The 6,358-nt window shown below is 56.1% G+C and carries 7 protein-coding genes; 1 reads left to right on the forward strand and 6 read right to left on the reverse strand.

Going from position 1 to position 6,358, the window contains the following annotated elements; genetic code table 11:
• Nucleotides 1-400: 400 nt before the first annotated feature.
• Nucleotides 401-805 (reverse strand): MerR family transcriptional regulator, encoded by a 405-nt coding sequence (locus HMPREF2935_RS00755; protein ID WP_061925830.1) that lies wholly within the window; start codon nucleotides 803-805, stop codon nucleotides 401-403.
• A 169-nt stretch (nucleotides 806-974) separates the two neighbouring features.
• Here HMPREF2935_RS00755 and HMPREF2935_RS00760 point away from each other — a divergent pair, with 169 nt between their 5' ends.
• On the forward strand, nucleotides 975-2,540 hold the full coding sequence (locus tag HMPREF2935_RS00760; RefSeq protein WP_061925833.1) for a SulP family inorganic anion transporter: 1,566 nt from the start codon (nucleotides 975-977) through the stop codon (nucleotides 2,538-2,540).
• Nucleotides 2,541-2,709: 169 nt separating this feature from the next.
• On the opposite strand, the gene HMPREF2935_RS00765 is transcribed toward HMPREF2935_RS00760, so the two are convergent.
• The 5 genes from HMPREF2935_RS00765 to HMPREF2935_RS00785 form a co-directional block, all read right to left on the reverse strand.
• Nucleotides 2,710-3,186: an APC family permease gene (locus HMPREF2935_RS00765; RefSeq protein WP_061925854.1), complete on the reverse strand. Its 477-nt coding sequence runs from the start codon at nucleotides 3,184-3,186 to the stop codon at nucleotides 2,710-2,712.
• A 37-nt stretch (nucleotides 3,187-3,223) separates the two neighbouring features.
• Nucleotides 3,224-4,834: a relaxase/mobilization nuclease domain-containing protein gene (locus HMPREF2935_RS12555; protein WP_082778687.1), complete on the reverse strand. Its 1,611-nt coding sequence runs from the start codon at nucleotides 4,832-4,834 to the stop codon at nucleotides 3,224-3,226.
• Nucleotides 4,815-5,174: a MobC family plasmid mobilization relaxosome protein gene (locus HMPREF2935_RS00775; protein ID WP_070731577.1), complete on the reverse strand. Its 360-nt coding sequence runs from the start codon at nucleotides 5,172-5,174 to the stop codon at nucleotides 4,815-4,817. Before HMPREF2935_RS00775 ends, HMPREF2935_RS12555 begins: the two co-directional genes overlap by 20 nt.
• A 246-nt stretch (nucleotides 5,175-5,420) precedes the next feature.
• Nucleotides 5,421-5,798: a hypothetical protein gene (locus tag HMPREF2935_RS00780; RefSeq protein ID WP_061925839.1), complete on the reverse strand. Its 378-nt coding sequence runs from the start codon at nucleotides 5,796-5,798 to the stop codon at nucleotides 5,421-5,423.
• Nucleotides 5,795-6,187, reverse strand: a complete 393-nt coding sequence (locus HMPREF2935_RS00785; protein ID WP_061925842.1) for a hypothetical protein — start codon at nucleotides 6,185-6,187, stop codon at nucleotides 5,795-5,797. Before HMPREF2935_RS00785 ends, HMPREF2935_RS00780 begins: the two co-directional genes overlap by 4 nt.
• Between the last annotated feature and the right edge of the window lie 171 nt (nucleotides 6,188-6,358).

Genomic DNA, 6,358 nt, shown 5'->3' on the forward strand with positions numbered 1-6,358 from the left:
CCCGGAAAGCACACCAACCCCCGGTTAGCACATGCGGGTGCCATTCCGATGGATTGAACACGAAACGGGCGGATATAAGCATAAAGACCTTATATCCGCCCGATTTACCCAGCCTGAGCAGCAAGAGCGCTGTAACTCAGACACACTTTTTGCTACTTAACCCTTTTTTGTCACTTAAGCCGGTTTGGAAGTGATGGGGTTAAGTGACAATTTTCGATTTTGTGACCTTGGATGACTGTGTCGTTTTGAGGAGTCGTCTGCACGGATTTCAGAAGTCCTCTGCACTATCGCCATCCACTTCGGAGAGGCCGCGGGCGTTCGTCCACTTCATCTGGAACGCGACTCGACAGAGCGCATTCAATCGGATGGTCTTTTTCTCCCTGCGAAGGATGGGGGCACTTTAGTGTGCCAGGGTGTTGACCAGATCGAGGAATTCCTCAGCGTAGGCAATTTGCTTGCGTAGCTTTTCGTAGCGGGTGCGCGTCTCCTCACGAATGTCGGCAAGGGTGGCCTTGGCATTACTCCGTGCCTGCTGTGCGGGATCACTGTCCTGCCCGCCATCTGAACTATGAAGAATCTCCGCAGCTTCCAGGAATTCCCGCATCTGATCCAGAGTAAACCCCAGCGGTTTCATCCGTCGCACCAGCAAAACACGACGTACATCAGCCTCACTATAAAGCCTGAACCCACCAGGGCTACGCCCCGATGGGGTAATCAGGCCGACGTTGTCATAATAACGCAAGGTGGGAATCGACAACCCCGTCTGGTCAACGACCTCGCCGATCTTGAAATTACTGTTTTGCATTGCCTGTTCTCCTTCACGGTGATGTTGTCCACGGGTTCCTGTGCCTGGGTTGGCGGTTGAGTAAAACTCCCGCTACCATGACCACCATCACCAAACCTAAAGTTACTAGAGGGTTGGATTCCTTTCGGGCGTTCGCCCAGTTACCTATCCCCTCAAAGATTGGACATCTATGACTGAAACTAGCACGGCGGCCCCCCGCCCCCTCCTGAGTCCAGACGGCGCTGATGCCCCTACCGGGATCATCGCATCCTTCCGTTACGCATTTTCTTCCCCCGCCCGTATCCGTATAGAGATTCTGGCCGGACTGGCGGTATCCCTGGCGCTGATCCCTGAGGCCATTGCCTTTTCCATCCTTGCCGGTGTTGACCCAGCCATGGGTCTGTTTTCCTCGGTAGTCATGGCCATTGCGATCGCCTTTACCGGTGGCCGCCCGGCAATGATAACCGGCGCCACCGGGGCTATTGCCCTAGTCATTGCTCCTGTGGCGCGTGGTTACGGGATGGATTATTTCATCGCCACCGTCTTGTTGGGCGGTGTCCTACAAATCGTGCTCGGCGCCCTCGGTGTGGCGAAACTTCAGCGTTTTATCCCCCGATCGGTGATGCTGGGTTTCGTCAATGCACTGGGCATTATGATTTTCACCGCCCAACTCGAACACCTCATTGATGTGCCCTGGATGGTCTACCCACTCGTCGGCTTGGGTGTGGTGATCATGATTTTCTTCCCCAAGCTCACCAGTGTGATCCCTGCCCCGCTGGTCACGATTATCGTGCTCACCGGTTTGGTCATTGCCGCCGGTTTGACTGTCCCGACGGTCTCGGACATGGGCAAGATGCCGGAGACCTTACCGTCCCTGTTTATTCCGAACGTGCCGTGGACGTTGGAGACCCTGCAGATCATCGCGCCTTATGCCCTGGCCATGGCCGTGGTCGGTCTCATGGAATCGTTAATGACCGCCAAGCTCGTCGATGACATCACCGACACTCATTCCGATAAAACTCGTGAATCCTGGGGACAGGGGGTGGCTAATATTGCCTCCGGTTTCTTCGGCGGCATGGGTGGCTGCGCGATGATCGGTCAAACCATGATCAACGTCCGCGAATCCGGGGCACGTACCCGCCTATCCACCCTGTTAGCCGGTGTGTTCCTGCTGGTCCTGGTCCTGGCACTGGGCGACATCGTTGGCATGATCCCGATGGCTGCGTTGGTGGCAATCATGATCATGGTCTCGGTCGGCACCATCGACTGGCACTCGGTGCATCCACGCACCCTTAAACTCATGCCGGTCTCTGAGACCATTGTTATGGCCGTGACGATTATTGCCACCCTAGCCACCAGCAACCTGGCCATTGGTGTCGTGCTGGGTGTGGTCACCGCGATGATCATGTTCGCCCGTCGGGTGGCACATATCGTTTCCATTGAAAAGGCCTCCGAGATCGACGGCGACGGCGATGGCGATGGCGAGATTGATACTCGTACCTACCGGGTGCATGGCCAGTTGTTTTGGGCATCAAGCAATGACCTGGTTTATCGCTTTGATTACACCGATTCTGCCCGTCATATCACTATTGATCTCACTGAGGCGGAGATCTGGGATGCCTCCACGGTCGCGACCTTTGACGCGATTACGCAGAAGTTCCAGGACAGAGGCAAAACCGTGTCCATTATCGGGCTCGACGGTCCCAGTCAGGACCGGCTGAACCGACTGTCTGGCCGGCTTGACACCGGCCACTAACATCCCCCGACTCGAGCACATCGACTTGGCGCCCCAACTTATAACCGGGGCGCCAGTTTATTGGTGCTGTTGCACAGTTGGGGCATAGGAAGAGCATAAAAGAAGCGTAGCGGTTAACCGCTACGCTGTGTTGTGGGGCTTTTTACTTTTTACGGTGCACGTGTTCTAGTTAGTGGTTCGTTTCTTTCCTCGGGTGATTGCGACGGTATTCCTCGACCAAGTGAGCAATACCCGGCGCAGCCTGGGACAGCATCCAGGTCATAAGCGCTATAAGAACCCCTATGACGATAAGTGTTAACACCAACCAGCCCAGTGTTGGGCCGATGCCGTTAGCCTCCTGGACGTGCCCCCACAAGGCAGACACGCCGTCGGGTATGCCGAGCATACTCAGTAGCCCCTTACCCAAGGCTCCGACAGCAACGAGTGCGATAGCAACGAAGAGAACACTGGCTGCAATCCACGAGGCAGACTGGCAGGCCTTGATAAAGTTCCTGTTCGACTTTTCCATGTCGGCGTTGTACTTTTTGCGCTCTGCACGTATCTTCTCCAGCAGCTTTTCGTTGGACTCCTTCTCCTGGAGCAGGGCGCTGCGAGCCTTCTTAGATGCTTCTGCTGCCTTGTGCAGGCTTTCGGACTCTTTCGACATTGCCTCAGATACAGCTACTTCTACCAGCGGTTCCAGGCTAGAAGTCAGGCTCGAAGTCATCTGAGCGTTCAGGCTCTGGGCTACTGCTTGGCTGGAATCCTTGTCGAGATGGATGGGGCTTTCGGCTGCTTTGAGTACCAGCTGTTGCATCCTTGTCAGACGCGACATCTGCTCGCTTATCTCGATTAGGTACCCTTTTACCCCCTCCAGGCCGTTGGGCAGATCCTCGATGTTCCTTATCAGCCCGGTGATCATCTGCTGCACTTCCATCATCGTTACTTGGAAGTGACTGCTGCTCACGTAGTTCTTGTTTGCGGCGAGATTGCTTTTTACGTTCCTTAATTCGCTTTCCGCTTGCGTCAACCTCGTCGAGAAGTCGCTGGGCAGAGAACTGAGAATGTCCCCTGTATTCTCCGGCAGACTCTTCAGTTTCTCCTGCAGCGTCTTGATAGCCTTCTCCGCCTTGTCCAGGCGTGGGCTGAGAACCTTCAAGACGCTGTCCATCTTGCCTTTCGCCGCTGCTTGGGCTAGCTTCGTCATCTCGGTCACTGACACCATGATTGAATACCTCCTGGTTGTTATAGTTTTCTTCCTCCTCGTCATCGAGAAGGCTGGAGCCGTATTTCGCCTCCAGGTCGTCATCGGTTGAATTGGCTTGAAGTGCTGCAAGCTGCCGCGCAAGAAAGGCTGATTGAGCCTCGTTAACGCGTTCGGTCACACCCTCTAGCGAGTAGCTGCGGCCCAATTTTGAGCCAGCTCTAGCTGCTTTACGCTTTCGAGTACGTCCGGCCTTCGTGGTGTTCGTGAAGTAGGCATCCTCGCCGTCGTCGTCGACCAGGGCCACGGTTAGCGACTCACCCTCGGTTTTTGAGTTGGGCTGCACTTTTAGAGACAGGTTGTATTCGCCAGCAATCTCTACTGCCTTCGCCAGTGGGTCGTCAGCATCTGCCACCTGTTCATCCGCGCACAGCTCATCCATGCGCTTGCGGGCAAAATCAGCCCACGTGGCTGCGGTCAGCTCATCCACGCCCAGGCCCGTCGAGTCTGTGGACTTGCCCTCCTTGCGTGCCCTGCGCTCGGCAGGAAGCAGCGATATTTCCGGCTCACGTTCTAAGACACGCATCCCCAAATCGCGCATCAACTCGTCGTTGATATTGCGCAACTTGTACCAGTTACGCATGTCCCTCGGCGCAGCCTTCTTTGTCTGCGTATCGTGGTTGGCAAAGACAATATGGTTGTGGACGCAGCCGCTTTTGCTGTCGGTGTGTGTGGCAACTGTAAACGGAACTCCCGTGCCCTGCGTCAGCCGCATCGCCAGCTCTGAGCCTGCTGCATTAGCCCGAGCTACATCAGCCGGGTCGTCCTTATCCAGCTCGTCTTTAGCCCACGATTGGATATAAATAATTGCTTCGTCAGTGCGCTGAGCCGGAGCATATCGCTCCATTTCTTCCACACTGGCTTCCATGAAGTCCACACCCGACCAACGGCCAGCCGTAGCCTCCGGAGAAAACGATTCAGCGTTAGGTTGAACCGTGCATAAAGCATCGGCTCGCACCTCACCCTTGCGGGCATTGTCTGCCGTTCCATAGACGGCGTAGACCGTTGCCGCGCGGATATTCTGGCTGTAGTTAATCTTGATTGTGGACAAAGTCCTTCACCTCTTTGCGAAGAGAAGAAACCTCGGAGCCAATGCTTTCTACAGCCTCAGACACGGGGGCCACGCCGTCGATATTCGCGCGGCGAGCCAACTGGTTTAGATTGACGCCAATCCGCCGCAGTTGGTCGTTCATCTCGTCCAGGCGGCGCAGCGTGTCCGGGGCCAAACGCTTTTGCGTCAGCACGCTCTCCTCCGCGAGGACATAGAGAGCTTCCCGGAACACGACGGCCTTTTGCACCCCTACAACCCGTGCGACCTCCTCGACAAATCGGTCTAAATCCTTATCGAGGCGCACGGTTGTACGCGAATATGTCGAGAACTTGTCTCGCATATCCACCTCCTACTTATCGTGCTTACTGTGGCAGGGTGGCCCCGACTGCTGATGCAGCCAGGGCCACAGTCTGTTTGTAAGGGTCACGCTTCTCCGGTGTCGGCCCCCTGAATCTGCGGGGCAGATTCAGGCGTACTCGCCACCGTCAAAGCCGGCCCTCACAAACAGGCGGCCAGCAAGCCACTCGGGCACCTCCGGTGCCTCGTGGCGCTGGCGAGGGAGATTCTCTCCCTCGACCCTCTGGCCCTACGCTTGCGGGCCATTCTGGCCCGCGTGCTTCGGGCCTGCGGCGGGATTCATTTGACTCTGTGGAGTCCTCTGAATCGACTGCGGAGCCTTTATCGGCTCCTGCGTTCCGCCGCGAGGTGCGCCCTCGTGTCCCTCGGACGCTTCACGGGAGGGGGCCTCCCGTATACCGATTTCTGCGAACAGTTCCTTTACGGAACCGCCGCGAAATTTGGACCACTTGCTTGAAGGCTCATAAGCGCAGGCGTAGAGAACTTCGCCTAATTGACGCTTAAACTCCTCAACCTTCTTGGCTTCTTCGGCTTCTTTTTGCTCCCGCTCCTGGCGGAGAGCTTCAATCTTTTTTACCGACGAAGCGGTCTGAGACTTCGTAATCATAGTTCTGGTTCCCATCCTTTACTGGTGTCTTTTTCTTCTGGTTCATTCTGGAAAAGTGGGGTGAATCGCGGGTTTTTGACCCGAGGGACACGAGGCTTCTTTTCCCGCGGCGGCTGCGGTGGGTAGCCACCTTGATTCTGCTTTTTCCGCCGCGACTGAGCGCGCTCATCGAGGGTTTGCTCTAGCTGATCAAGCTCAGCGTCAACCTTTCCTCCCTCCGCTTTAAGCTGCTCCAAAGACACTTCTTCTTTTGGGGCGTGCTGGGCAAAATCGTCCAGAATCTCCTGGACTCGGTTGGAACGACGGATAATATCGGCGCGGTCTAGACCAACCAAACCGGCGATAAGCCCCTTCGCAGACTCCTCCGCTGCGTACCTGCTCTCCTCCATTTCCGCGCCTGTTTTAGCTCCACTGCGCGGCGCTCGTGGGGCGCTCGGCATCCGTGGTGCTCGGGGCGATTGTGGCTCCATATGTTCCTCCTTATCTTGGGTTGCGGTGTATTGGTGCCATCGGGAACTCGGTCTAAGTGAAGTGCCCCGAGTTTTGTTCCTAGGCATTTG

This window comes from Corynebacterium sp. HMSC076D02, assembly GCF_001813815.1.
GTDB lineage: Bacteria > Actinomycetota > Actinomycetes > Mycobacteriales > Mycobacteriaceae > Corynebacterium > Corynebacterium simulans.